This is a genomic window from Saccharothrix variisporea, from assembly GCF_003634995.1.
GTDB lineage: Bacteria > Actinomycetota > Actinomycetes > Mycobacteriales > Pseudonocardiaceae > Actinosynnema > Actinosynnema variisporeum.
Map to the genome: position 1 here is coordinate 4,781,727 of NZ_RBXR01000001.1, position 22,010 is coordinate 4,803,736.

Annotated in this window: 21 protein-coding genes and 1 pseudogene; 5 read left to right on the top strand and 17 right to left on the bottom strand. The window is 71.8% G+C overall.

Annotation, left to right across the window (positions count from 1 at the left end; genetic code table 11):
• Positions 1-6 precede the first annotated feature (6 nt).
• The 4 genes from DFJ66_RS21360 to DFJ66_RS21375 are packed head-to-tail and all read right to left on the bottom strand — an operon-like array spanning position 7 to position 4,455.
• The gene (locus DFJ66_RS21360; protein ID WP_121223436.1) at positions 7-636 is read right to left on the bottom strand and encodes an SRPBCC family protein; all 630 of its coding nucleotides are present in this window, start codon (positions 634-636) and stop codon (positions 7-9) included.
• Positions 633-1,487 carry an FAD binding domain-containing protein gene (locus DFJ66_RS21365; protein WP_121223437.1) on the bottom strand — a complete coding sequence of 285 codons (855 nt, stop codon included), beginning with the start codon at positions 1,485-1,487 and terminating at the stop codon, positions 633-635. Before DFJ66_RS21365 ends, DFJ66_RS21360 begins: the two co-directional genes overlap by 4 nt.
• Complete coding sequence (locus DFJ66_RS21370; RefSeq protein ID WP_121223438.1) at positions 1,484-3,916, bottom strand: xanthine dehydrogenase family protein molybdopterin-binding subunit; 2,433 nt, start codon at positions 3,914-3,916, stop codon at positions 1,484-1,486. The genes DFJ66_RS21365 and DFJ66_RS21370 overlap by 4 nt, the downstream gene beginning before the upstream one ends.
• Positions 3,913-4,455, bottom strand: a complete 543-nt coding sequence (locus tag DFJ66_RS21375) for a (2Fe-2S)-binding protein (protein WP_121223439.1) — start codon at positions 4,453-4,455, stop codon at positions 3,913-3,915. Before DFJ66_RS21375 ends, DFJ66_RS21370 begins: the two co-directional genes overlap by 4 nt.
• A 339-nt stretch (positions 4,456-4,794) precedes the next feature.
• Here DFJ66_RS21375 and DFJ66_RS42210 point away from each other — a divergent pair, with 339 nt between their 5' ends.
• Entirely contained in the window at positions 4,795-5,220 is a 426-nt protein-coding gene (locus DFJ66_RS42210; RefSeq protein ID WP_147459326.1) for a hypothetical protein, read from the top strand.
• A gap of 169 nt (positions 5,221-5,389) precedes the next feature.
• Here the strand turns inward: DFJ66_RS42210 and DFJ66_RS21380 are convergent, their stop codons facing one another.
• The gene (locus DFJ66_RS21380; protein ID WP_121223440.1) at positions 5,390-6,502 is read right to left on the bottom strand and encodes an XdhC family protein; all 1,113 of its coding nucleotides are present in this window, start codon (positions 6,500-6,502) and stop codon (positions 5,390-5,392) included.
• Between the two features lie 118 nt (positions 6,503-6,620).
• A pseudogene (locus DFJ66_RS44420) lies at positions 6,621-6,785 on the bottom strand (AAA family ATPase); the annotation flags it as partial.
• Positions 6,786-6,938: 153 nt separating this feature from the next.
• Between DFJ66_RS44420 and DFJ66_RS21390 the strand changes: the two are divergent.
• Entirely contained in the window at positions 6,939-7,175 is a 237-nt protein-coding gene (locus DFJ66_RS21390) for a PspC domain-containing protein (RefSeq protein WP_121223441.1), read from the top strand.
• Between the two features lie 48 nt (positions 7,176-7,223).
• Here the strand turns inward: DFJ66_RS21390 and DFJ66_RS21395 are convergent, their stop codons facing one another.
• The 5 genes from DFJ66_RS21395 to DFJ66_RS21415 all read right to left on the bottom strand — a co-directional run bounded on the left by DFJ66_RS21395 (position 7,224) and on the right by DFJ66_RS21415 (position 12,400).
• On the bottom strand, positions 7,224-8,591 hold the full coding sequence (locus DFJ66_RS21395; protein ID WP_246030228.1) for a beta-N-acetylhexosaminidase: 1,368 nt from the start codon (positions 8,589-8,591) through the stop codon (positions 7,224-7,226).
• Positions 8,591-9,424 (bottom strand): carbohydrate ABC transporter permease, encoded by an 834-nt coding sequence (locus DFJ66_RS21400; protein WP_121223443.1) that lies wholly within the window; start codon positions 9,422-9,424, stop codon positions 8,591-8,593. Before DFJ66_RS21400 ends, DFJ66_RS21395 begins: the two co-directional genes overlap by 1 nt.
• Complete coding sequence (locus DFJ66_RS21405) at positions 9,421-10,383, bottom strand: carbohydrate ABC transporter permease (RefSeq protein WP_121223444.1); 963 nt, start codon at positions 10,381-10,383, stop codon at positions 9,421-9,423. Before DFJ66_RS21405 ends, DFJ66_RS21400 begins: the two co-directional genes overlap by 4 nt.
• Entirely contained in the window at positions 10,380-11,666 is a 1,287-nt protein-coding gene (locus DFJ66_RS21410) for an extracellular solute-binding protein (protein ID WP_121223445.1), read from the bottom strand. The genes DFJ66_RS21405 and DFJ66_RS21410 overlap by 4 nt, the downstream gene beginning before the upstream one ends.
• A gap of 80 nt (positions 11,667-11,746) precedes the next feature.
• Positions 11,747-12,400, bottom strand: coding sequence for a copper homeostasis protein CutC (locus DFJ66_RS21415; protein ID WP_121223446.1), 654 nt, complete (start codon positions 12,398-12,400; stop codon positions 11,747-11,749).
• A gap of 137 nt (positions 12,401-12,537) precedes the next feature.
• Here DFJ66_RS21415 and DFJ66_RS21420 point away from each other — a divergent pair, with 137 nt between their 5' ends.
• Positions 12,538-13,332 (top strand): phosphodiesterase, encoded by a 795-nt coding sequence (locus DFJ66_RS21420; RefSeq protein ID WP_121223447.1) that lies wholly within the window; start codon positions 12,538-12,540, stop codon positions 13,330-13,332.
• Here the strand turns inward: DFJ66_RS21420 and DFJ66_RS21425 are convergent.
• Together DFJ66_RS21425 and DFJ66_RS21430 are read right to left on the bottom strand one after the other, a co-directional pair.
• Complete coding sequence (locus tag DFJ66_RS21425) at positions 13,322-13,744, bottom strand: carboxypeptidase regulatory-like domain-containing protein (RefSeq protein WP_375295941.1); 423 nt, start codon at positions 13,742-13,744, stop codon at positions 13,322-13,324. The genes DFJ66_RS21420 and DFJ66_RS21425 overlap by 11 nt on opposite strands.
• Before the next feature lie 59 nt (positions 13,745-13,803).
• Entirely contained in the window at positions 13,804-14,409 is a 606-nt protein-coding gene (locus DFJ66_RS21430; RefSeq protein ID WP_121231529.1) for an RNA polymerase sigma factor, read from the bottom strand.
• Positions 14,410-14,769: 360 nt separating this feature from the next.
• Between DFJ66_RS21430 and DFJ66_RS21435 the strand changes: the two genes are divergently transcribed.
• Positions 14,770-15,984 carry a low temperature requirement protein A gene (locus tag DFJ66_RS21435; RefSeq protein ID WP_121223449.1) on the top strand — a complete coding sequence of 405 codons (1,215 nt, stop codon included), beginning with the start codon at positions 14,770-14,772 and terminating at the stop codon, positions 15,982-15,984.
• A 482-nt stretch (positions 15,985-16,466) separates the two neighbouring features.
• Here DFJ66_RS21435 and groL read toward each other — a convergent pair whose 3' ends face one another.
• The 4 genes from groL to DFJ66_RS21455 form a co-directional block, all read right to left on the bottom strand.
• On the bottom strand, positions 16,467-18,089 hold the full coding sequence (gene groL, locus DFJ66_RS21440; protein WP_121223450.1) for a chaperonin GroEL: 1,623 nt from the start codon (positions 18,087-18,089) through the stop codon (positions 16,467-16,469).
• Between the two features lie 232 nt (positions 18,090-18,321).
• Positions 18,322-19,578: a serine/threonine protein kinase gene (locus tag DFJ66_RS21445; protein ID WP_121223451.1), complete on the bottom strand. Its 1,257-nt coding sequence runs from the start codon at positions 19,576-19,578 to the stop codon at positions 18,322-18,324.
• A 147-nt stretch (positions 19,579-19,725) separates the two neighbouring features.
• Positions 19,726-19,932, bottom strand: a complete 207-nt coding sequence (locus DFJ66_RS21450) for a cold-shock protein (protein WP_121223452.1) — start codon at positions 19,930-19,932, stop codon at positions 19,726-19,728.
• A gap of 79 nt (positions 19,933-20,011) precedes the next feature.
• A complete protein-coding gene (locus DFJ66_RS21455; RefSeq protein ID WP_121223453.1) occupies positions 20,012-20,656 on the bottom strand; it encodes an AIM24 family protein in 645 nt (214 codons plus the stop codon).
• A 73-nt stretch (positions 20,657-20,729) separates the two neighbouring features.
• Here DFJ66_RS21455 and moeA point away from each other — a divergent pair, with 73 nt between their 5' ends.
• Positions 20,730-21,935, top strand: coding sequence for a molybdopterin molybdotransferase MoeA (moeA, locus tag DFJ66_RS21460; RefSeq protein WP_211351261.1), 1,206 nt, complete (start codon positions 20,730-20,732; stop codon positions 21,933-21,935).
• Positions 21,936-22,010 lie beyond the last annotated feature (75 nt).

Consider the following 22,010-nt stretch of genomic DNA (forward strand, 5'->3'; position numbering starts at 1 on the left):
GCGCGTTCAGCGCCGCCGCCTGCGGCGCAGGCCCACCAGGAACACCACGGCCAGGGCCGCCGCGGCGACCGGCAGCACCCGCTTGAGCACCGGCGCGCCCGCCGTCTCCAGCAGGTCGATCGGCTCGTCGGGCACGGCCCGCAACCGCGGTCGGGAGGCCTGCGAGGCAGAAGCTGTCACCTCCTCAGCCTCCCCCGGCACGAGCCGCGTCGCCAGGCAATCGGCGAACTCGTCCACGATCCGGCCGCTGACCTCGGTGATCAGCCCGCGCCCGAGCTGCGCGGGCCGCCCGGTGACGGTCAGGTCGGTCACCACGTGCACGGCCGTGCCGTCGCCGGACGGGGTGAGCGTCACCGTGACCGTCGCCGACGCGGTGCCGTTGCCGCGGCTGTCCTTGCCGGACGCCTTGACCATGGCCGCGTGCGCGTCCTCGGACACCGACGTGAACTGCCCGGAACCCTTGTAGAGCAGGGTCACCGGGCCGAGCTTGACCTTGACGGTGCCGCTGAACTTCGGCCCCTCGACGTCGGTGAGGGTGGCGCCGGGCAGGCACGGCGCCACCCGCCGCGGGTCGAGCAGGGCCGCCCACACGTCCGGCACGGGCGCGGGGACGGTGAACCGGTGTTCGAGCTTCATGCGCTCACCGCGGCGGTCACGGCCCGTTCGGTGAGCACCCGGGCCAGGTGGGTGCGGTACTCGGCGTCGGCGTTGCCGTCGGTCGTCGGGTCGGTGCCCTCGGCGGCCCGGGTGGCGGCCGTGGTGATGGCCTCGGCCGTGGCCGGCTGCCCGACCAGCGCTTCCTCCACACCGCGCGCCCGCACGGGTGTCGGGCCCATGTTGGTCAGGCCCACCCGGGCGTCGGTGATGACCCCGCCGGACACCTCCAGCGCCGCCGCCACCGCCACGATCGACCAGGCCTGCGCGACCCGGTTGAACTTCTCGTAGTGCGCGCCCCAGCCGGGCAGCTTGGGCACCCGCACGTGGGTGAGCAGCTCGTCCGGGGCCAGGGCGGTGGTGAAGTAGTCGACGAAGAACTCCGCCGCCGGCACCTCCCGCGTCCCGTCCGGGCCCCGGCACACCATCACGGCGTCCAGCGCCAGGGCGGGAGCGAGCAGGTCGCCGGCCGGGTCGGCGTGGGCCAGGGCACCCCCGAACGTGCCCCGGTGCCGGATCTGCGGGTCCGCCACCGTGTCGGTGGCCAGGCAGAGCAGCCGGGCGTGCTCGCGGACCAGGTGGTCGCGCTGCACCTCGTAGTGCGTGGTGAGCGCGCCGATGAGCAGCGACTCGCCCTCGTCGTGCACGCCGGTCAGCTCGCTGAGCCCGGACAGGTCCACCACCAGCGTCGGCGCGGCCAGGCGCATCCGCAGCACGGGGATCAGGCTCTGGCCGCCGGCCATCACCTTGGCGTCCTCCCCGCCCTCGGCCAGCGCCCGCACGGCTTCCTCGACCGACGTGGGCGCCACGTAGTCGAACGCGGCCGGGATCACGCGTCACCTCCCTGCGCGTCGATGGAGCCGAGGCCGCCGCCCGCACCGGGTGTCGCCGGGGTCTCGACCTGCTTGCCCTGCAACGCTTTCCACACCCGCATGGGCGTGCACGGCATCTGGATGTCACGCACTCCCATGTGCCGCACGGCGTCGATGACCGCGTTGACCACCGCCGGGGTGGACGCGATCGTGCCCGCCTCCCCGACCCCCTTGACGCCCAACGGGTTGGACTCCGCCGGGGTCTCGGTGCGTGCGGTGGTGAAGTGCGGCAGGTCGGCCGCCGACGGCAGCAGGTAGTCGGCGAACGTGGCCGTGGTGAGCGTGCCGTACTCGTCGTGGACGGCCTCCTCGAACAGCGCCTGCGCGATGCCCTGCGCGAGCCCGCCGTGCACCTGGCCCTCCACGATCAGCGGGTTGACCACCTTGCCGACGTCGTCCACGCACACGTACTCCCGGATGCCCACCTGCCCGGTCCGGGTGTCGACCTCCACCGCGCACAGGTGGGTGCCGTGCGGGAACGAGAAGTTGACCGGGTCGAACGCGGCCTCGGAGTCGAGCCCCGGTTCCACCCCTTCGGGCAGGTCGTGGGCGACGTGCGCCGCCACCACCACGTCACCCAGCGACATCGTGGTGGACGTGCCGCGCACGGAGAACGTGCCGGAGGCGAAGTCCACGTCGTCCGGCGAGCACCCCATCAGGTGCGCGGCCACGGTCCGGGCTTTGGCCAGCACCTTGTCCGCCGCCAGCACGATCGCGGTACCGCCGACCGCGAGCGACCGCGACCCGTAGGTGTCCATGCCGCGCGGCGCGACCTGCGTGTCGCCGTGCAGCACCTCGACGTCCTCGAACGGCACGCCGAGCCGGTCGGCCACGATCTGGCTCCACGCCGTCTCGTGCCCCTGGCCGTGCGGCGAGGTGCCGGTGATCAGCTCGACCTTGCCGGTGGGCAGCATGCGGATCGACGCGTGCTCCCACCCGCCGGCGGCGTACCGGAGAGCGCCGAGCACGCGGGACGGCGCCAGCCCGCACATCTCCGTGTAGGTCGAGATGCCGATCCCCAACTGCACCGGGTCGCCGTTCGCGCGCCGCTCGTCCTGCTCGGCGCGCAGGGCGTCGTAGCCGAACAGCTCCACCGCCCGCGCGGTCGCGGCCTCGTAGTCACCGCTGTCGTAGGTGAGGCCGGCGACGGTGTCGAACGGGAACTCGTCGTGGTTGATCCAGTTCTTCTTGCGCAGCTCCAGCGGATCCACGCCCAGTTCGGCGGCCAACTCGTCCATCATCCGCTCGATCGCGAACGTGGCCTCGGGCCGGCCCGCGCCCCGGTAGGCGTCCGTGGGCGTCTTGTTGGTGAAGACGGTGTGGCAGGTGAACTTGTAGGCCGGGAACTTGTAGATCGCGTTGTACATGAACGCGCCCAGGATCGGCACGCCCGGCGCGATCAGCCGCAGGTACGCGCCCATGTCGGCGAGCAGCTCCACGCGCAGCCCGGTGACCGTGCCGTCGCGCTTGGCGGTCAGGACGACCTTCTGCACCTGGTCGCGGCCGTGGTGGGCGGACAGCATGGACTCGGTGCGCGTCTCGGTCCACTTCACCGGCTTCCCGAGCCGGCGCGCGACCAGCAGGGTCAGCACCTCCTCGGGCGTGACCTGGAGCTTCCCGCCGAACCCGCCGCCGACGTCGGGCGCGATCACCCGCAGCTTGTGCTCGGGGACGCCGACCGTGGCGGCCAGCATCCAGCGCAGGATGTGCGGGACCTGCGTGGACGACCAGAGCGTCACCGCGTCCGCGGAGGGATCGACCACGACCGACCGGGGCTCCATGAACGCGGGGATCAACCGCTGCTGCCGGAACGTCCGCTCGACCACCACCTCCGCCTCGGTGATCGCCTGCTCGACGTCACCGCCGGTGCCCGCCTCCGCCGAGTCGTACACCCAGGTGGCGCTCTTGTTGGACCCCAGGTCGGGGTGCACCAGGTCCGCGCCCTCGGCGACCGCGGCCTCCAGGTCCAGCACGACCGGCAGGTCCTCGTAGTCGACGTCGACGGCCTCCAGCGCGTCGTGCGCCTCGGCGGCGGTCCGCGCGACGACGACCGCCACGACCTCACCCGCGAAGTTCACCTCGTCCACCGCGATGGAAGGCGCGGGCGGGGCCAGCATGTCCTCGGTGATCGGCCACGCGCACGGCAGACTGCCCTGCTCGTCGGCCAGGTCACGCCCGGTCAGGACGGCCAGCACCCCCGGCATGGCCACCGCCGCCGTGACGTCCAGCGACGTGATCCGCGCGTGCGCCACCGGGCTGCGCAGCAACGCCATGTGCAGCATGCCGGTGAGCTGGATGTTGTCGGTCCACTTGGCGGCACCCGTGACCAGTCGGGCATCCTCCTTGCGCCGCCTGGCCCGACCGATCTCGGGTTCGGCGGTCGCCGTCATTCCCCACCGCCCAGGTGCTGGGGCGTCCGGTCGACCAACCGCTGCTCGTCGACCCGCTCGACCTCGGGGCCCGCACCGGGACTCATCCGCTTCGCCGCGTCCCGGACGGCTTTGACGATGTTCTGGTAGCCGGTGCACCGGCAGAGGTTGCCCTCCAACCCGTGCCGCACGGCGTCGTCGTCCGGGTCGGGGTCGTCGGCGAGCAGGTCGAGGGCCTGCATGATCATGCCCGGGGTGCAGAAGCCGCACTGGAGCGCGTGGTTGTCGTGGAACGCCTGCTGGACGGGGTGCAACCGCCCGTCGCGGGCCAGGCCTTCCACAGTCGTGACCTCACGCCCGTTGGCCTGCACCGCGAGCACCGAACAGGACTTGACGCTGTGCCCGTCGAGGTGCACCGTGCACGCCCCGCAGTTGCTGGTGTCGCAACCCACGACCGTGCCGGTCTTGCCGAGTGTGTCACGGAGGTGGTGCACCAACAGCGCCCGCGGCTCGACCTCGTCGCTGTAGCTCACCCCGTCCACGGTGACGGTGATCCGCATGAACCCTCCAAGCCTGTGGTGGTGATGGGGGCCACACCCGAGCCTGCTACCAGTCGCCAGGCCGAACAACCCCGGCCACACCGACACCACCACCCCGACCGGGTGATCAAGCCCTTACCGCGCCCCGCGCACTCCCCTGCACCCACCCGCCACCCGCCCCCCGCCACGCGCCCCCGCCGCGCGCCCCCGCCGCGCACCACCCGGCACGCGCCCCCCGCCACGCACCACTCGCCACGCGCCCCGCGTGCTTTTCGCTTGGCTGCCGCGCGGCACTCCTCAGCCTGGGCTTTTCCGTCATCCCCGTATGGCCTGCCCGAAGGGCTACCACAGATTTCCCGGGTGCAGCCGAAATTTTTTGTGAGGGACGAGCAAAAAATTTTAGCGGCACCCGGGAAATCTGTGGTAGGTTCCACCAGGCCATACGGGGATGACGGAAAAGCCCCCGCCCTCGTCCTTCCGTCCATCCTTGGCGGCCTGCCCGCCGGCGAGGCGCTTTTCGCTTTTTCTTTTCGCGCTTTCAAGCTTTTCAAGCTTTTCGAGCTCTTCAAGATCTTGAGAAGCGAACGCTTCGCTCTCAAGCCGAACGCGCTGCGCGCTCTCAAGATCAAAAACCGGCTGGGGAGACCACCGATGGGGGGTGAAGGGCGTCGGTTCCCCCACCGCATGGCCTGGCGGAGCCAACCACAGATTTCCCGGGGTGCCGCTAAAACTTTTTGCTCGTTCCTCGCAAAAACTTTCGGCTGCACCCCGGGAAATCTGTGGTAGCCCTTCGGGCAGGCCATACGGTGGGGGAACCGAGGCCCTCCACTTGTAGCTGGAGCTACCGCGCGCTGCGCGCGCCCAAAAGCCGCGCTGCGCGCGTGAAGAACCGTGCTGAGCGCGCCGAGAGAGCGCCGAGTGCGTGTTGAGAGGGCAGCCCTGGCGGGCGGAGCCGTTAAGTGGTTCGGTGGATCGCGCCGTTGGTTTGGGTCAGGCGCTCGCCGCCGCCGCCCCACCGCAGCGCGATGATCTCCGCCGCGATGGACACCGCCGTCTCCTCCGGCGTGCGCGCGCCCAGGTCGAGGCCGATCGGCGACGACAGGCCGGCCAGCTCGCTCTCCGTCATCCCCGCTTCCCGCAGGCGCCGCATCCGGTCGTCGTGCGTCCGCCGCGAGCCCATCGCCCCGACGTAGCCGAGCTTGAGGCGCAGGGCGACCTCCAGCAGCGGCACGTCGAACTTCGGGTCGTGGGTCAGGACGGTGACCACCGTGCGTTCGTCCAGCCGGCCCGCCTCCGCCTGCGCTTGGAGGTACCGGTGGGGCCAGTCGACGACCACCTCGTCGGCCTCCGGGAAGCGGCTCTTGGTCGCGAAGACCGGTCGGGCGTCGCACACGGTCACCCGGTAGCCCAGGAACGTCCCCAGCCTCGCCACGGCGGCGGCGAAGTCGATCGCGCCGAAGACCAGCATCCTCGGCGGGGGTTCGAAGGAGTTGACGAAGACCGCCATGCCCTCGCCGCGGCGCTGGCCGTCCGGGCCGTAGTGCAGGGTCGCGCTGCGGCCGGTGGCGAGCAGGCCTCGGGCGTCGTCGGCGATGGCGTCCCGGGCGCGGGCCGAGGGGACGTCGCCGGAGACGCGGTCGGGCCAGACGACCAGGCGCCGGCCCACCCACTCGGGGTGCTCCACGACGGTCGCGACGGCCACCGGTTGCTCCGCGCGCACCGTCTCGACGACGTCCGGCAGCTCGGGGAAGGTCTCCCGCGACACCGCCTCCACGTACACGTCGATGATCCCGCCGCAGGTCAGGCCCACCGCGAATGCGTCGTCGTCGCTCACGCCGTACCGCTGCAACACGGGCGTGCCCCCGCGCACGACCTCCTGCGCCAGCTCGTACACCGCGCCCTCGACGCACCCGCCGGACACGCTGCCGACGACCGCGCCCTCCGGTCCGACCAGCATCGCCGCGCCGGGCGGCCGGGGGGCCGAGCTGAACGTGGCGACGACCGTGCCCACTCCGACCGTCTCCCCCGCCGCCACCCGACGGCCGAGTTCGACGAGCACATCACGCACCGCTTACCTCCTTGAGCAGGTGCCGCAGGGCGTCCAGGCTATGCCCGACGATCAACCGGTCGAGGCGCGGCAGCGCGCAGCGCGTGCGCGAACCCCACGAGCCCCGGCAGAGGGCTGGTCACCCTGCGATTGTGCTCCCGGACGACGGGGTGAGCACCTGCCGCCAAGGCCCGCTGGCGTCCTCCCGGTACTTGAGGACCGCGCCGAGCGTGGCCAGTGCGACCCAGAGGGCTTCCGCCCAATCCAAGGTCTCCGCGACACCGGGCGGTTCCGGCAGCTCCAGATGGCCACTTGGCGCGAGGTCGCTGGGGCACCTGGGAGGCACAGCGGTGTCCGCGACCCTGAGCGACCCGGGGAAGGTCCTGGTTCAACCCCGAGCGGATTCCCAGGGTGCGTCCCCGATGTGCCGCAAGCCGCTGACCAGCACCATTGAGCTATGACGAACGACGTGCTCAACCAGGCCACCGACAAGGTCAAGAAGCTCCGCCGCAGCCGGAACGACCGGATGGTCGCGGGTGTGTGCGGCGGCGTCTCCGAGCTCATCGGGGTGGACGCGGCGATCCTGCGGATCCTGCTGGTCGCCGCGACCCTCTTCGGGTTCGGCACCGGCGCGCTGCTCTACCTCGCGATGTGGATCCTCGTGCCGGAGAAGGAGGAGGCGGACCAGGCGTAGTGAGGCAGCGTCGGCCGGTGACGGGGGTCGCCGGCCGACCAGGGGGAACTAGCGGGGGTGGCCGGGCACACCGGGGAGCACCTGCCACGGGCGAGGACCGGAAAGGGGCCGGTACTCGACACCGAGGGCGTCCAGGCGCGGCAGGTGGTGCTCGGCCAGGCGGGAGCGGAACTCGTCGGGGTTCCGGGACCGGTCGGGGTCGGCGGACACGGGGGTCCACACGACCTCGGCGAAGGCGCACAACCGGGGGAAGGCGGCGTAGTCCAGCCGTCTCGGGGAATCGAGGTGCTCGGTCCACAGGTTCGCCTGTGCGCCGAGCACCTCGTCCGCTGCCGCCGGCTCGTAGGCGTAGACGTCCTCCCAGGTCAGGACGGTGCCGACGGGGATGGGTTCGTCCTCGCGGTCGGACTGGCGGTAGTCCAGGTACACGTGCTCCTCGGGGCACATCACGACGTCGTGGCCGCGACCCAACGCCGTCAGGCCGGGGTCCTCGCCGCGCCACGACGCGATCACCGTCCTGGTCGGCAGCGGTCCGACGCCGAGCACCTCGTCCCAGCCGAACGGCCGCCGGCCGCGCTGCGCCAGGTGCTGGGCGATCCGGCAGACGAACCGCCCGTCACCGCCTTCGGCCTCGTCACCGCCGAGCCCGACCACCTCGCTGGGGAAGACGTCCAGCAGCTCGTCGAACACCTGCCGGTAGAAGTCCACAGTGGACTCGTCGGCCTTGAGCACGTTGGGGTTCACGCCCCAGTCCGTCCACACGCCGCCGCCGCTGACGCCGAGCTCCGGGTAGGCCGCGATGGCCGCCTGGCTGTGGCCCGGGACGTCGATCTCGGGGACGACGGTGATGTGCCGCTGTGCCGCGTACGCGACGACTTCGCGCAGGTCGTCCTGGGTGTAGTAGCCGCCGTGCGGTCGGCCGGTCTGCCCGCCGCGCCGGCGGTCGCCGTAGCGGGAGGAGGGGCGCCAGCCGCCGACCTCGTGCAGGCGCGGGAACTTCTTCGACTCGAACCGCCAGCCCTGGTCGTCGGTCAGGTGCAGGTGCAGGACGTTGAGCTTGTGCACGGCCAGCAGGTCCACGTACCGGAGCAGGTCCGGTTTGGGCAGGAAGTGCCGGGCCACGTCGAGCATCAGGCCGCGCCACGCGAACCGGGGACGGTCCTCGACCACGCACACCGGCAGCGTCGGCGGTCCGCCGATGGGCGCGGCGCGGAAGGCGTCCGGGCCGCTGAGCTGGCGCAGCGTCTGCCGGGCGTAGAACTCGCCCGCCGCGTCGGCCGCTTCGACGGTGACACCTTCGAAACCGACGGTCAGGCGGTAGGACTCGGGCGGGCCGTCGTACGGCCGCACGTCCACCGTGCCGTCGAAGACGATCGAGCCCTCGCCCCGCGTGAACGACACCGGCTTGGGGATGATCACGATTTCACCGCTCCCGCGAGTCCCGCGACGAGTCGCCGCTGCACCACCACGAAGAAGACCAGCACCGGGACGGTCATCAGCGTGGACCCGGCCATGATCGCACCCCAGTCGTTCTGGTCGGGCTTGACGAACACCTGGAGCGCCAGCGGCAGCGTCTGGTTCTCCGCCGCCGAGATGATGAACGTCTTGGCGAACAGGAAGTCGTTCCACGCGTGGATGAACGACAACACGCTCGTCGCCACCAGACCCGGCGCGACCAGCGGGAACAGCACCTGCCACAGGAAGCGCACGCGCGAGGCCCCGTCGAGGGTCGCCGCCTCCTCCAGCTCCACCGGCACGGCCGCGACGAACCCGCGCAGCATCCAGATCGCGAACGGCAGGCTGAACGCCAGGTGCACCAGCACCAGCGAGCCGAGGTGGTTCAGGCCGAACGCCGGCGCCACGTCCCGCACCGACTGCATGACGAAGAACAGCGGGATGGTCAGCGCCTCGACCGGCACCATCTGCACCACCAGCAGCATCACCAGCAGGGTCGTGCGGCTGCGGAACCGGAACCGGGTCAGCGCGGTCGCGGCCAGGAACGAGATCAGCAGGCTCAGCAGCACCACGGCCAGCGCCACCACCAGGCTGTTCACCAGGTAGCGGCCGAAGCTCTGCACGGTCAGCGCGCGCACGAAGCTGTCGAACGTCGGGGTGAGCGTCCACGGCCGGGGGTTCGCGGAGATGACCTCGTCGGCCGGTTTGAGCGCGGTGAGCACCATCCAGTACAGCGGGAACGCCACCACGCCCGCGATGAGGACCGTGACGCCCTCGACGACCCCGCGCCTCACAGCTCCTCCCCCGACTTCCGCAGCGCCCGCAGGTACCCGAGGGTGATCAGCAGCAGCAACACGGTCATCACCACGCCGATGGTCGCGCCCAGCCCGTACTCGGAGGCGGCGAACGCCTGCTGGTAGGCGTAGACGTTGAGCACCAGGTTGCGCCCGGCGATGCCGCCGCCGTTGGTCATGATGTAGATCTGGGTGAACACCTTGAAGTCCCAGATGATCGACTGGATGGTCACGACGACCAGCAGCGGGCGCAGCAGCGGCAGGATCACCGAGCGGGCCGTGCGGAACGTCGACGCGCCGTCCAGGGCTGCCGCCTCCAGCACTTCGCCCGGGATCGACTTGATGCCCGCGTACAGGGTCACCATGACGAACGGGAACGAGCACCAGACGACCTCGGCGGCGACCAGGCCGAAGGCGGTCCACCGGTCGTAGGTCCAGGAGAACCCGGTGGTGCCGAGCAGTTCGTTGACGAAGCCGAAGTTGGCGTCGAACAGGAACAGCCAGATCGTCGAGCCGGCCACGGTCGGGGTCGCCCACGCGCCGAGGGCGGCCAGGAACAACGTCATCCGGGCCCACGTGCGCACGCGGGTGGCCAGGACGGCGAGCGCCGCGCCGACCAGCAGCGTGCCCACCACGCACACCGCCGCGAACCCGACCGTCTGGGCCAGGACGGTCCAGAACTTGGGGTCGCCCAGCAGGCGCGTGTAGTTGTCCAGGCCGAGGAAGACCAGCGGTGCGCCGCCGCTGACCTGCTCCTGGCCGTAGTCGAACAGCGAGATGAGCACGAGCTGGTAGATCGGGTAGCCCATGAGGCCGACCAGCACCAACAGCGCCGGGGCGAGGTAGGCGAAGGCGATCGGGCCGTCCGACTTGCGGCGCTTCCACCGCGGCGCGCGCGGCGCTTCGGGACGGGCCCGCGCCCCGGTCGCGGGGCGCGGGTCGAGGTGGACGTCGGTCATGAAGCGAACGCCGTGTTCATCGCGTCGGCCGCCTTCTTGGCGGCCACGTCGAGGTCGTTGCCCGCGGCGGCCACCTCCTGGAGGAGGGTCGGCAGCACGGCCTGGGCGTCGACCTTGGCCCAGTTCGGGGTGACCGGGACGAACTTGGTGCCCGCGTTCAGGGTCTTGATGAACGGCTCGACGGCGGGCTGCGACTCGGCGACGGCCTTCTGCACGTCGGCGAAGGTCGGCATGTTGCCCATCGCGTCGAACATCTTGCGCTGGTAGGTCTTGCCGCCGAGCAGCTGGACGAACTCCTTGGCCAGCGTCTTGCGCTCGCTGCCCTTCATCACGCCGAGCAGGTTGCCGCCGGCGAACGCGGGCGCGATGGACCCGGCCGTCTTGCCCGGCAGCGGCACGACCGCGTACTTGCCGGCGGCGCTGGAGGCGTCCACGGACTTGCGGTTGAAGTCGCCGCCGATGACCATCGCGGCCTTGCCCGCGCGGAACGCCTCGACGCTGGCGTCGCCGCCGTTGCCGGCGCACTGGGCGGGCGGGCAGATGTCGTCGGCGATCAGCTCGGTGTACTGGCGCAGGCCCGCCTTGGACTGGGGGCTGTCGATGGTGGAGACGTACTTGTCGCCGTCCTTGCGGGCGATGTCGCCGCCGTTGGCCCACACGAACGGCATGGCGCCGTAGGTGTACTTGCCGCCGGCGGAGATGCCGAGCAGGTCCGGTTTGGCCTCGCGGATCCGGCGGGCGGTCGGGGCGATCTCGTCGAGGGTCGCCGGGGGCTTGAGGCCGAGCTCGGTGAAGACGTCCGTGCGGTAGTAGAGGGCGCGGACGCCGACGTACCAGGGCAGGCCGTAGACCTTGCCGTCGACCTTGCCGGTGTCCAGGACGGCGGGCAGGAGGTCCTTGGCGTCGTTCCAGCCGGACAGGTCGAGCTCGGCGAACCCGCCGCCGGCCACGTAACCCGCGAGGTCGGTGTTGCCGAACTCGGCGACGTCCGGGGCGCTCTTGGGGTCGCTGAAGGCCGCTTTGAAGCGCTCGGCGCGGGTCTGGACCTGGATGTACTGGACGTCGACGGTGACGCCTTGGTGGGCGTTCTGGAACTCGGTCACCGCCTCCTTGACGACGTTCTCCTTGGGCCCCCGGTTGACCTCGTCGAACAGCCAGACGCGGAGCTGCCCGGTCTGCTGGTCCGCACCGGTCGCGGCCGGCCCGGACTGGACCGGCGCGCACCCCGTCATGGCGAGCACTGCGGCGACACCCGCCACCGCAGCCTTCGTGGCAACTCGCATCTCGACCCCTTGTTGCGTCACGTGCAACGGCTATTTCATGTGAAGCAACGGGGATGCTAGTGTCCGAATCGGCGACCGGTCTAGACCAGATTCACCCAGGTCCGGACGCTCTCGGCGGACAGCGGCGCGTCCCACCCGCCGGGCCGCACCGCGCTCCCGACGTGGAACGCCGTGACCCCGAGGGCCTTGAGCGGAGCGACGTGCTCCTGCTTGAGCCCACCGCCGACCAGCAGCCGGAGGTGCTGTTGGCGCTGGGCGAGGGTTTCCAGGACCCCCGTGCCCTCCGCCACCCCCTTCGGCGAGCCCGCGGCGAGGACGGTGTCGCACCCGAGCCCGGCCACCACGTCCCAGGACCGGACGGGGTCGGCGGAGTTGTCGAGGGCGCGGTGGAAGGTCCAGGCACACCCGTCGATCTCGGCGAGCACGGCCCGACAGGCGGCTTCGTCGATCTCGTGCCGGGCGTCGAGGAACCCCAGCACGAACTCGGTCGCACCCGCCTCCCGCGCTCCGGCGGCGGCACGACGAAGCCCGTCGAGGTCGCCCGGGGCGAACCCGGCGGCGTCGCGGAGCATGACCCGGACGGGCAGGTCGGTCGCGGCGAGCACGCTCCTGATCAGGGAGGGCGGCGGGGTGAGGCCGTCGGCGGCCATGTCGGTGACGAGCTCCAGCCGGTGCGCTCCCCCGGCTTGGGCGGCGTGGGCATCGGCGGCATCGAGTGCAATGACCTCAAGCATGGTCTAGACCATAACGGCCGTCACGGGCATCCGACCCGGCCGTTTGTCGGGCGGCGGCGGCACAGCGGCGGCGCGGTGGTTTGTGCTGTGGGCGAAGTCGGGGGCGGCGGCCACCGGACCCGTTGTGCGATGGGGGCATGTCGATCGCCCATCTCAGCGACCCGCACTTGCGCACCGATGCCGTCTCGGCCGGCCCCGCGGAAGCCCTCCACCGGGCACTCGGAACGGTCCTCGCCATCGATCCCCGGCCGGACTGCGTGGTGATCACGGGCGACCTGTCGGAGTACCGCCACGACGCCTACGCCCAACTGGCCGGACTGCTCGACGGCTACCCGATCCCGGTCCACCTCGTGATGGGCAACCACGACGACGCCTCGGCCCTGACCCGCGTCTTCGGCGGCACACCGTTCCTCGGCGGCACCCACGAGACCCGGTACGTCGTCGACCACGAGACCTTCAGCGTCGTCGTGCTCGACTCGTGGCGGCCCGACAGCCCGGGCGGGTTGCTCGGCTCCGAGCAGTTGAGCTGGTTGGACGACGTCATCGTCCAGCGCGACAGGCCGGTGGTCGTGGCGTTGCACCACCCGCCGGTGGACGTCGGCATCCCGTTCCTCGACGGCATGAAGCTCGAGGACGGTGACCGGCTCGCCGAAGTGCTGCGGAGGCACCCCCGCGTGGTGCGGGTGTTGGCCGGGCACGTGCACCGGGTGGTGAGCGCGCCGTTCGCCGGCACGCTCGTGTGCACCGCGCCCAGCACCCACCGGCAGAGCACGCTCGCTCTCCGGCCGGCGCAGCCGATGGGGTACCTGCACGAGCCGGCCGCGTTCCTGTTGCACGCCGGGGTTCGGCCGGAGCACTGGGTCACGCACGTGGTGCCGGTCGGGGCGCTGGTCGGTGGGTGGCGGGGGTCGCCGCCGCGGGCTACAACATGATCGTCGGCGTGACCACCGTGCGGCCCGGTTCGCCGCGGGAGTTCACCAGGTGCACCACGATCTGCGTGGTGCCCGCGGGCACGTCCGACAGCACGAAGCGGCCGCCGTCGTCGGCCTTCGTCGTGCTCGACTCGTGCTCGGCCACCCGCACCTCGACGGTGTGCTCGCCCGCGGGCACGAGCCAGCCGTCGATGCGGTGGCGTGCGCCCGTCGAGGTGAAGTTCACCATCAGGGTCAGGTTGTCGACCGTGAACGTGATGGTGCCCGGGTTGCCGCCGCGGACGCCCGCGAACGACCCCGCCCGCTCCCAGCGGGCCACCTCCACGTCCAGGTTCTCCAGGGCCACCGCGAACTGGATGCGTTCGACCAGCCCCGCCGGCGGCGCGTCCAGCTCGTACACCAACCGGTTCAGCTCGGTGAGGACAGCGGTGTCCTCATGGCCTCTGCGGTCATCGCGCGGGTCGATGTCGTTCACCGCGATCCTCCTTCCGCGTCAAGATGTGCGCGCAACGTCGTCAAGCACCGGCCCCTGGTCGGACCGATGCTCCCGCGTGGCATGGACAGTGCTTCGGCGACCGCGCGGTACTCCGCCCGCCCGGCCAGCACGGTGAGTCGCAGCAGTTCCTGGCACTTCTGCGACAAGCGGCCGAAGGCCCGCCACAACCGGTGGTCCCGGTCGTCTACCAGGGCGGCGTCCTCGGGCAGCCCGTATTCGCTCTCCAACTGCTCCGCCAGCTCGTCGGACAGCGCCGCTTCCCGACGACTGGGGGTCCAGGTGCGCTGGGCCTCCCGCCGCGTCGCCACGACGAGCCACCCCGCCAGCGCGCGGGGTTCGACCAACCGGTCCAGGTGGCGCAGCAGGGCCAACCACACCGTCTGCACCACGTCCTCCGCGGTGCTGCGGTCCAGGCCGTGTCCGCGCGCGACGTGCCACACGAGCGGCGTCAGGTCCGCGACCAGCACGTCCAGCGCCCTGCGGTCACCGTCGCGGGCGGCGACGACGCAGGCGGCGTGCCGGTCCGTCCCGTCCAGACCTTCCCAAGGTGGCCGCTCACCAGCCGTGCGCAGCTCTCCCACGGTCGTCACCTCCTCCTCGACATCCCCCAGCCGGAGCTGATCGTTCCACGTCACGGGTGTCGGCGGTCCGCGATGCCCCCCTCGCACCGCGGACCGCCCTTCACCACGGGCGGCGTCCGGTCGGCACCCCTCGAAGCCGACCGTGCTCGCCACCCCCCTCCCCCGAGTGGTCAATGCGACGGCCGGCGGCCGTCTGCCGCCTGCTCGTCTGGCGCGTGCTCCATGCGTTCCTCCGGGGTCGAGGTGCGGTCATCAGATAAGGAGTGAGTAGTTCTACGGTGGATACACAGCCTGTCGTTAACAGTTCACGGTTAGCGAACCGATCATGGGTTCTCGCAGGTGGATGGCACACTTCCGGGCATGTCCACACGCCGGGTACGGGTCGTCCACGAGGGCGCCCGGGTGACACCGCTCGAACTGTTCTTCGACCTGGTGTTCGTCTACGCGATCACCCAGGTGACGCAGCTGATGGCCGCCGACCCCACGGTCCGCGGCGTGGTGCGCGGCATGCTGCTGCTCGCCCTGCTCTGGTGGTGCTGGTGCGCGTACTCGTGGCTGGGCAACCGCGTCCACGCCGACGACGACGGCGCGCGGATCGTGCTGTTCTCGGCGATGGCCGTGATGCTGGTGGCGTCGGTGACCATCCCGGAGGCGTTCGACGACCTGCCCGGCGGCCTGCCCGGACCGCTGGTGTTCGCCGGCTGCTACCTGTTCGTGCGGGTGCTGCACCTGGTCTCGTACTGGCGGTTCTCGGCCGGTGACGCGGCCCTGCGCAAGCAGCTGGCGGTGACGTGCCTGCCGATGCTGTCCGGCACGGTGGTGCTGGTGACGGCGTCGTTCACGTCGGGCCTGACGCAGACGCTGCTGTGGGCGCTGGCGCTGGCCGTCGACTACGGCGGGGTGCTGCTGACCGGGGTGTCCGGGTGGCGGGTGCACTCGGCCGTGCACTTCGCCGAGCGGTACGCGCTGATCGTGCTCATCGCGCTGGGCGAGTCGATCGTGGCGGTGGGGGCGGGGGTCGCGGACCTGCCGGTGTCGTGGTCGATCGTGTTCGGGATCGTGTGCGGCCTGGTCATCGCGGCGGCGCTGTGGTGGGCGTACTTCGACGTCGTGGCCCCGGTCGCGGAGCAGGTGCTGCACTCGGCTTCCGGCGCCCGACGGGCCGCGTTGGGGCGCGACTCGTTCACCTACCTGCACCTGCCGATGATCGCGGGGATCATCCTGCTGGCGCTGGGGTTGAAGAAGACCATGAACTACCTGGGCGGGGCCGACGGGCACACGCCCGGAGAGCACTTGCACGGGGTGGGGCCGTACGCGCTGTACGGGGGTGTGCTGCTGTACGTGCTGGGGCACATCGGGTTCCGGCTGCGGAACCTGGGGACGGTGAACAAGGTGCGGGCGGCGGTGGCCCTCGTGCTGGTGGCCCTGACGCCGGTGGCGCTGCTGGTGCCGGCGTGGGCGGCTTTGGGGATCTTGACGGGGACTTGCGTGCTGTGGATCGCCGTGGAGGTGCGGGTGTACGGCGGGGCGCGTCGGGAGATCCGCGACCGGGTCCACGCACCGGCTGAGCACTGAGGACGGGCTTCACTCGATCGTGTGACATGTCGGATTTGGCACCGATCGGCGGGTCGCGCGTCCCGTGAAGTGGAGGAATCGCGGGGGGACGGGCCGGGCTCGGGCTTGCGGAGGGCGGGCGGCGGCGGGCGGACAGCGCGGGCCGGGCGGCGCGGGCGGGCGGCGGCGGCGCGGGCGAGGAGCGGCGCGGGCGAGGAGCGGCGGCGCGCGGGCAGCGCGACCGGGCGGCGCGGGCGGAGGGCGGCGGCGCGCGGGCAGCGCGGGCGGGCGGCGGCGCGCGGGCGGGGGGCGGCGCGCGGGCGGGGGGCGGCGGCGCGGCGGCAGAGGCAGCGGGTGGCGCGGGCGGAGGGCGGCGGCGCGGGCGTGGCGGCGGCGGGGCCGAGGGTGGGTGTGGGCCGGCGGGTGGGGCGGGTGGGGAAGGCGAAGGGCCCGGTCCGTGGGGACCGGGCCCTTCGTGAGTGCCGTGGAGCTTGGCGCTGGGCTCAGAAGTCCATGCCGCCCGCGTCCGGCACGGCCGGCGCACCGGAGGACTTCTCCGGCTTGTCGGCCACGACGGCCTCGGTGGTCAGGAACAGCGCGGCGATGGAGGCCGCGTTCTGCAGGGCCGAGCGGGTGACCTTGGTCGGGTCCGGGACGCCGGCCGCGAGCAGGTCCTCGTACACGCCGGTCGCGGCGTTGAGGCCGTGGCCGACGGGCAGGCCCTTGACCTTCTCCACCACGACGCCGCCCTCGAGGCCGGCGTTGACGGCGATCTGCTTGAGCGGAGCCTCGACGGCGACCTTGACGATGTTGGCGCCAGTGGCCTCGTCGCCCTCCAGCTTCAGGCCCGCGAAGGCGGCCTCGGCGGCCTGCAGCAGCGCGACGCCACCACCGGCGACGATGCCCTCCTCGACGGCGGCCTTGGCGTTGCGGACCGCGTCCTCGATGCGGTGCTTGCGCTCCTTCAGCTCGACCTCGGTCGCCGCGCCGGCCTTGATGACCGCCACGCCGCCGGCGAGCTTCGCCAGGCGCTCCTGGAGCTTCTCGCGGTCGTAGTCGGAGTCCGACTTCTCGATCTCGGCCCGGATCTGGTTGACGCGGCCCTGGATCTGCTCGGCGTCACCCGCGCCCTCGACGACCGTGGTCTCGTCCTTGGTCACGACGACCTTGCGGGCCTTGCCCAGCAGGGACAGGTCGGCGTTCTCCAGCTTGAGGCCGACGTCCTCGGTGATGACCTGGCCGCCGGTCAGGATCGCGATGTCCTGCAGGATGGCCTTGCGGCGGTCGCCGAAGCCCGGGGCCTTGACGGCGACGGACTTGAAGGTGCCGCGGATCTTGTTGACCACCAGGGTCGCCAGGGCCTCGCCCTCGACGTCCTCGGAGATGATCAGCAGCGGCTTGCCGGACTGCATGACCTTCTCCAGCAGCGGGAGCAGGTCCTTGACCGACGAGATCTTGGAGCCGTAGAGCAGGATGTACGGGTCCTCGAGGACCGCTTCCTGGCGCTCCGGGTCGGTGACGAAGTAGCCCGAGATGTAGCCCTTGTCGAACCGCATGCCCTCGGTCAGCTCGAGCTCGAGGCCGAGCGCGTTGCTCTCCTCGACCGTGATGACGCCTTCCTTGCCGACCTTGTCCATGGCCTCGGCGATCAGCTCGCCGATGGTCGAGTCGCCCGCGGAGATGGACGCCGTGGCGGCGATCTGCTCCTTGGTCTCGACCTCCTTGGCGGTCTTGAGCAGCTGCTCGGTCACGGCCTCGACGGCCTGCTCGATGCCGCGCTTGAGGCCCAGCGGGTTGGCGCCGGCGGCCACGTTGCGCAGGCCCTCGCGGACCAGCGCCTGGGCGAGCACCGTGGCGGTCGTCGTGCCGTCACCGGCGACGTCGTCGGTCTTCTTCGCCACTTCCTTGACGAGCTCGGCCCCGATCTTCTCCCACGGGTCCTCGAGCTCGATCTCCTTGGCGATCGAGACGCCGTCGTTGGTGATGGTCGGCGCGCCCCACTTCTTCTCGAGCACGACGTTGCGGCCCTTCGGGCCCAGCGTCACCTTGACGGCGTCGGCGAGGGTGTTCATGCCACGCTCGAGACCGCGGCGGGCGTCCTCGTCGAACGCGATCATCTTGGCCATTGCGGTGTGTTCCTCCGCCTATAAACGACTTATGGGGCCACTGCGGACAGGTGCCCGCAGCGGAACACGGTGCTTGGCCAGGCTCGGTGCCCGCGACGGACGACCCACCCGCGTAACGGGTGCGCCTCACCGTCCCAGCCTGCGTGCTGGCACTCAGGTGGTCCGAGTGCCAGCACCGTGTTTAGCACTCGACGGCGGCGAGTGCAAGAACCCCAGGTCAGCGCGGCGTGGCTCAGCGGGACGTCTTGACCGGAACGCTCGTCGGCAGCGGCTTGGAGCTGCTCTTGTTCCCGCCCACGTCGATGGACTGGCCGGAGCTGGTGGACGCGGGCGGCCGCGGCGGCTCGTCCTTGGGCGTCAGGATCAGCACGACGATGATGATCGCGATGATCGCCACCACACCGGCGACCACGGGCGCGACCCACGCGGGCCGTTCCTTCTTGGTCGAGGTGAACGCCGAGGCGCCGCCCATCTGGGTCGGTGGGCGCAGGCGGACCGGGTCGGCGAGGTAGCCGGGCTGGTTCGCGAAGCCCTGCGGACCCTGCGGCCCCTGCGCCGGCGGCTGCTGCGCGGGCATCCCGCCCGACGGGGGTCCGACGACCGGGGTCGGGGCGGAGGCGGGCGCGTCGACGCGGCGGGGCGGGCTGGTCACGGTCGCCGCGCCGCCCAGGGCGGTGCGGACGGCGGAGATCAGCTCCTGGCACGACCCGAAGCGCTGGTTGGGGTCCTTGGCGGTGCCCTTGCGCAGGGCGTCGTCGATGCCCGGCGGCAGGGCGACCAGCGAGGTCACCGCCGGGATCTCCTGCCCGAGGTGGCCCTGGATGACGTCCTGCACGCCGCCCTGGAACGGGGGCCGCCCGGTCAGGCAGGCGAACACCATGCAGGCCAGGGCGTACTGGTCGGTGCGGCCGTCGAGGGGTTCTCCGCGCAGGTGCTCGGGCGCGGCGTAGGTCGGGGAGCCGAGGAAGTCGCCGGTGCGGGTGCGGTGGCCGGTGGCGCCGCGCCGGGTCAGGCCGAAGTCGGCGAGGTAGACGTGCTCGCGCACGGCTTCCTTGGTGGTGACCAGCACGTTCGCCGGTTTGACGTCGAGGTGGACCAGGCCCTTGCCGTGCAGCATGTCCAGCGCTTCGGCGACCTGGCCGAGCAGCGTGAGCGTGCGGGCGGGCGAGAGGGGGCCGTCCTTGATGTGGGAGGCCAGGTCCTGGCCGTCGACCAGCCGCATCGCGATGTAGAGCAGGCCGTCGACCTCGTCGAAGTCGTACAGCGGCACGATGTTGGCGTGGTCGATCGCCGAGGTGTTGCGGGCCTCGTCCACGAACCGCTCGCGGAACTCCGCGTCGGCGGTCAGGTGCTCGCCGATGACCTTCAGCGCGACCTTGCGGCCGAGCCGGACGTCCGTGGCCTTGTAGGTCACGCTCATGCCACCGCGGCCGAGCACCCCGTCGATCCGGTAGTGGCCCAGCCGTCGCCCAGACAGGTCCTCCGACACGCGAGGCAGCCTAACGTCCGGCCGAACGGGCGTGTGGGCGGTTCGGCGTAAGTCCGATCACGACCCGGCTGACCGCGGCACGGCTGATCACGACCCGCGGGGTCGCGGTGAACGGCCCGACCCGCCGCGGGGCGGGCCGGGCGGGGTTCACGATGCCTTCCGGACGTCCGCCGCCTGGCTGCGGCCGTCCCGGCCCGCCTGGATCTCGAACTCCACGCGGTCGCCCTCGGCCAACGTGCGGAAGCCTTCCATTTGGATCGCCGAGTAGTGCACGAAGACATCGGGCCCGCCGTCGGCGGCGATGAAGCCGTACCCCTTCTCCGAGTTGAACCACTTGACCGTGCCGACAGCCAAGACGTCCTCCTTCGAGAAATACCTGAGCAAACCGCCACGCTAGAGGCACGAGGGGGTTCGCCGATACCTCCTTATGGAGTCATGCGCGCACGCTGAATCCGTTGTCGCGCAACCAAGTGACGAGTCCGCGCGGGCTGTGCGTCCGGGTCAGGACCAGGCCGGGGCCGGCGAAGTCGAACACGAGCCCGTCGCCGGTGCGGACCGATTGCGGCACGTCCGGGGTGAGGGCGCGCAGGCGGCACTGGAGGGTGTCGGCGAACCCGACGACGTGCCCCGCGTCGAGGGTGACCAGTTCGCCCGCGGCGAGGGTGACCACGTCGAGGGTGCCGTAGCAGCTGAGCACGACCGAGCCGGTCCCGCGGAAGTGCGACAGGAAGCCGCTGTCGCCGCCGTGCAGGGCGCGCACCGGCGGCGCGGCCGGGTCCAGGGCGACGGTGACCGCGCTCGCGAGCCACGTGTTGCGGGCGACGCACCAGCCGACGGTGCCGTCGAGCTCGAGCACGTGCAGGTCACCGGGCAGCGGGGGCGCGACGTCGACCCACCCGCCCTCGGGCCCGGCGGTGCACAGGGCGGCCTTGACGCCGGGCGCCTTGCCCCTGGTGTCCACGGTGATGCCGTAGCTGGTCGCGACCACCGACGACCGTTCGACGAGCACCGGCTCGGCGGGTGCGAGCACCAGCCTGGCCACCCCGAAGGTCGGTGTGTGTCGCGTGCGGACCTGCACCGGACTTCTCCCCCCTCGCTGCCTGCCGGCGATCATGCGGCCGGTCGGAGCAGTCTCGCACGCGCGCGGCAGGATGGTGGTCGTGTCGAAGCCCTTGACGTCGGTGGCCGACCACCGCGCCCGCGTGGCGGGCCTGGTCGGTGTGATGCCCGTGGTGGACCTGCCCGTCGCGGACTGCCTGGGCCTGGTGCTGGCCGCCGACCTGGTGGCGCCGATCCCGCTGCCGCCGTTCGACAACTCGGCGATGGACGGGTACGCGGTGCGCGCGGCGGACCTCGCCTCGGTGCCGGTGGTGCTTCCCGTGGCCGACGACATCCCGGCCGGGAAGACCTCGCTGGTGCCGCTGGAGCCGGGCACCGCGCAGCGGATCATGACCGGGGCGCCGGTGCCTCCGGGCGCGGACGCCGTGGTGCAGGTCGAGTGGACCGACGGCGGGACGTCGACCGTGCGGGTGGACCGGGGTGTCGCGGTCGGGCAGAACGTGCGGCTGGCGGCCGACGACGTGGCCGCGGGCGCGACCGTGCTGACCGCGGGCACGCCGCTGGGTCCGGCGCAGCTGGGGTTGGCGGCGGCGCTGGGGTTCGCCGTGCTGCCGGTGCGGCGGCGGCCCCGCGTGCTGGTGCTGTCGACCGGGTCGGAGCTGGTGTCGCCGGGGACCGAGCTGCTGCCGGGGCAGATCTACGAGTCCAACGGCGTGATGCTGGCGGCGGCCGTCCGGGAGGCGGGCGGCGAGGCGGAGCTGCTGCGGTTCGTGCCCGACGACGTGGCCGCCTTCCACGCGGCGGTCGGGGCGCGGCTGGCCGAGTTCGACCTGCTGCTGACCTCGGGCGGGGTGAGCGCGGGCGCGTACGAGGTGGTCAAGGACGCCTTCACCGGGCGGGGCGTGGAGTTCACGAAGGTCGCGATGCAGCCGGGCGGGCCGCAGGGCGCGGGCCGCTACCAGGGGGTGGCGGTGGCGACGCTGCCCGGCAACCCGGTGAGCGCGCAGGTGTCGTTCGAGGTGTTCGTCCGGCCCGCGCTGCGGGCGGCGCTGGGGTTCGCGCAGGTCGAGCGGCCGACCGCCCTGGCCCGGCTGAGCGCCGGCCTGACGTCGCCGGCGGGGCGCACCCAGTTCCGGCGCGGCAAGTACGACCCGGTGTCCGGGCAGGTCGTCACGCCCGTGGGCGGGCCGGGGTCGCACCTGCTGTCGGCGCTGGCGGTCAGCGACTGCCTGATCGAGGTGCCCGAGGACGTGACCGAGCTGGCCGAGGGTGCCGAGGTGCTCGTCCGGTTCTTGTGAGAAACCGGTTCGGGCAGTTGTGGGAAACCGGTTCGGAAAAGCAGCCTGATCTGCGAGGATTCCGCGCGCAGTTCC

Bases quoted from the DNA above. Each gene is read 5' to 3' on its own strand.
- DFJ66_RS21360 (WP_121223436.1), bottom strand. From the start codon at position 636: ATGAAGCTCGAACACCGGTTCACCGTCCCCGCGCCCGTGCCGGACGTG.
- DFJ66_RS21370 (WP_121223438.1), bottom strand. From the start codon at position 3,916: ATGACGGCGACCGCCGAACCCGAGATCGGTCGGGCCAGGCGGCGCAAG.
- DFJ66_RS21375 (WP_121223439.1), bottom strand. From the start codon at position 4,455: ATGCGGATCACCGTCACCGTGGACGGGGTGAGCTACAGCGACGAGGTC.
- DFJ66_RS21390 (WP_121223441.1), top strand. From the start codon at position 6,939: ATGACGAACGACGTGCTCAACCAGGCCACCGACAAGGTCAAGAAGCTC.
- DFJ66_RS21405 (WP_121223444.1), bottom strand. From the start codon at position 10,383: ATGACCGACGTCCACCTCGACCCGCGCCCCGCGACCGGGGCGCGGGCC.
- DFJ66_RS21410 (WP_121223445.1), bottom strand. From the start codon at position 11,666: ATGCGAGTTGCCACGAAGGCTGCGGTGGCGGGTGTCGCCGCAGTGCTC.
- DFJ66_RS21415 (WP_121223446.1), bottom strand. From the start codon at position 12,400: ATGCTTGAGGTCATTGCACTCGATGCCGCCGATGCCCACGCCGCCCAA.
- DFJ66_RS21420 (WP_121223447.1), top strand. From the start codon at position 12,538: ATGTCGATCGCCCATCTCAGCGACCCGCACTTGCGCACCGATGCCGTC.
- DFJ66_RS21435 (WP_121223449.1), top strand. From the start codon at position 14,770: ATGTCCACACGCCGGGTACGGGTCGTCCACGAGGGCGCCCGGGTGACA.
- groL (WP_121223450.1), bottom strand. From the start codon at position 18,089: ATGGCCAAGATGATCGCGTTCGACGAGGACGCCCGCCGCGGTCTCGAG.
- moeA (WP_211351261.1), top strand. From the start codon at position 20,730: ATGGTGGTCGTGTCGAAGCCCTTGACGTCGGTGGCCGACCACCGCGCC.